At 70.8% G+C, this 1,958-nt stretch carries 2 protein-coding genes and 1 pseudogene; 2 read left to right on the top strand and 1 reads right to left on the bottom strand.

Features of this window, described 5'->3' with window-relative positions; genetic code table 11:
- Window positions 1–352 (top strand): annotated as a pseudogene (locus G3O00_RS42180) (electron transport complex subunit RsxB); the annotation flags it as partial.
- A complete protein-coding gene (nth, locus tag G3O00_RS42175) occupies window positions 349–993 on the top strand; it encodes an endonuclease III (protein WP_011352789.1) in 645 nt (214 codons plus the stop codon). The pseudogene G3O00_RS42180 and the gene nth, both read left to right, overlap by 4 nt.
- Window positions 994–1,149: 156 nt before the next feature.
- Here the strand turns inward: nth and G3O00_RS42170 are convergent.
- A partial coding sequence (locus G3O00_RS42170) for a DMT family transporter (RefSeq protein WP_206146547.1) occupies window positions 1,150–1,958 on the bottom strand: 809 nt, incomplete at its 5' end.

Here is a 1,958-nt window from a genome sequence, read left to right as displayed (position 1 = left end):
GAAGCCGGCTGCGGCCCAGGCGGAAACGCAATCCGCCGCGCCGGCCGCCGCACCGGCCGCAGACGACGCCGAAGCGAAGAAGCGCGCGATCATCGCCGCCGCGCTCGAGCGGGCGCGCAAGAAGAAGGAAGAGCTGTCCGGGCAAGACGCCGGGCCGAAGAACACCGAAGGCGTGAGCGCAGCCGTCCAGGCGCAGATCGATGCGGCCGAGGCGCGCCGCAAACGGCTCGCCGAACAGCAGGCCCAACGCGACGCCGAAGCGGCGGCCGCGAGCGGCAACGACAAAGAGAACGACGCAGGCAACGACGGCCCGGGTGGCCCGTCCGCACCGCCCGACCAGAACGCTCCATGAACGCCAGCAAACGACGCGCGATCTACGAAACGCTGCAGAGTCTCAATCCGCATCCGACCACCGAGCTCGAATACTCGACGCCGTTCGAGTTGCTGATCGCCGTGATGCTGTCCGCGCAGGCGACCGACGTATCGGTCAACAAGGCGATGCGGAAGATGTTTCCGGTCGCGAACACCCCGCGACAAATCGTCGCACTCGGCGAAGAAGGCGTCACCGAGTACATCAAGACGATCGGCCTGTACCGGACCAAGGCGAAGAACGTGGTCGCGACGTGCCGGATCCTGCTGGACCGCTACGACGGCGAGGTGCCGGCCGATCGCGAAGCGCTCGAAGGGCTGCCGGGCGTCGGCCGCAAGACCGCGAACGTCGTGCTGAACACCGCGTTCGGCCAGCCGACCATCGCGGTCGACACGCATATCTTCCGCGTCGCGAACCGCACCGGGCTCGCGCCGGGCAAGGACGTGCGCGCCGTCGAGGCCGCGCTCGAGAAGTTCACGCCGAAGGAATTCCTGCAGGACGCGCATCACTGGCTGATCCTGCACGGGCGCTACGTGTGCAAGGCCCGCAAGCCCGAATGCTGGCACTGCGTGATCGAGCCGCTGTGCGAATTCAGGCCGAAGACGCCGCCGCCCAACGAGTGACGCGCAACCGCGGCTGACGTGCCGCAGGCCGCCCGGCGCCATGCAGCCGGACGCACGATGGCCGCCGCATCGGTCGTTGTTCGGTCGGCAAACCGCCGCCGCAACCGCGATAGCGCGTAGCCACCCGCGCCATCGCCCCCGCTTTCCCCTTCCGCACTACGCGTTGGACGTCGCCGTCGCGTCGTCAGCCGCCGCGCCGCCTGCGCGCACCAGCGCCAGCACGGCAGCCAGAATCGCGACGCCGCCCGCCCACTGCAGCGGCGACAGCGCTTCGCCGAACAGCAGCGCCGCGAGCGCGACCGTCACGACCGGTTCGAGCGTCGACAGCATCGACGTGCGCGCGGCCCCGAGCCGCTCGAGCCCGGCAAAGAACGCGAGCATCGCCGCAACCGTCGACACGAGCGCGATCGCGAGCATCGACGCCCAGCCACCGGCCGTCACCGGCCAGCGCGGCGGCGCACCGAACGCGGCGGTCCGCACGACGGCGATCGCCACGAGCGTCGCGGTTGCCGACAGGCAGATGATCGCGGTGGTCGCGAGCGGATCGACGCCGCGCGTCGCCTTCGTGCCGCCGACGATGTACAGCGAGTAGATCACCGCGGCGGCCAGCGCGAGCGCGATCCCGAGCGGCTCGCCATGCCCGCCGCCGACCATCAGCGCCGAACCCGCGACGCACAGCACGAGCGCGACGGCCTTCGCGCGCGTGAGGCGCTCGCCGAGCCACCACGCGGCCAGCAGCGTGACGAAAGCCGGATACAGGTACAGCAGCAGCGCGACGAGGCTCGCCTGCGCGTGCTGCAGCGCGCTGAAATAGCAGAACGACTGCCCGACGTAGCCGAGCGCGCCCATCGCCACCAGCGGCGCAAGCGCGCGCCCGCGCGGCCATGCGACGCGACGATGCCGTGCGATCGCGGCGAGCACCGCGCCACCGATCGCGAAGCGCACGATCAGCAGCCCGAGCACGA

This window comes from Burkholderia sp. Ac-20384, from assembly GCF_017104605.1.
Taxonomy (GTDB): Bacteria; Pseudomonadota; Gammaproteobacteria; order Burkholderiales; family Burkholderiaceae; genus Burkholderia; species Burkholderia lata.
Note: the sequence above shows the minus strand (reverse complement) of the source record. Positions and strands in the feature narration are given on the sequence as shown.